1 pseudogene is annotated in these 643 nt (G+C 65.6%); it reads right to left on the bottom strand.

The features are described from left to right. Positions 1-643, bottom strand: a pseudogene (locus tag GVL04_RS24085) (HNH endonuclease); the annotation flags it as partial.

The following is a 643-nucleotide window of genomic DNA, read 5'->3' as shown; positions in this document are numbered from 1 at the left end:
TGGTGTCTTCGTCGGTGAGGTTCCGGACCTTGTCCAGGGCGGTGCTGATGATGGTCGCGGACCGGGACGGCACCAAAGCGGCCTCAACCGCTGCGGCGAGGACTTCGCGGCGGGCCGGGATTTCCTGTCCGGTCATCCCGGTTTGGGGGAGGACATCGGGGGCGAGGGCGAGCCTGCGCCGGGCTTCCCCGATGCCGATCCGCAACCGCGCCCGAAGGAACTCCGCCGCGTTCCGGTACCCGTCATCCAAAACACTGGCCTTGGACCCGGCCCCCTTCACGGACAGTGCTGCGCCAATCGTGGAAAGTGCTGCGTTAGTGGAGCGTGCTTCACCAGCGGAAACTGGTGCCTCCGGATCCGTTGCGCCCGTGACTTGGTCTGTCCAGCCGGTCCGCCATTCCGGCGCTGCTGCCGAGGACCCCGGCCTCGTCTGTTGTGCTTCGTTCCGGGTCCGTTCCACCGCGTGGGCTGCGACGACCTGTAAGTACTCCACCGCTCGGGAAATCTCCTCGACCTTGCCGGCAAAATCAGCAGCCTCAACAAACCCAAACAGAGAAGCCTCATGGGCAGCGGACAAGCGTGCGGAGTCCAGAAGTGCAGCGCTGTCGATAAGAAGCGCCATCAGGTCCATCCCGCCGGCGGC

The organism is Arthrobacter sp. 18067, assembly GCF_902706295.1.
GTDB lineage: Bacteria > Actinomycetota > Actinomycetes > Actinomycetales > Micrococcaceae > Arthrobacter.
The sequence above is the reverse complement of the archived record's forward strand: the minus strand, read 5'-3'. Positions and strand labels throughout refer to the sequence as shown.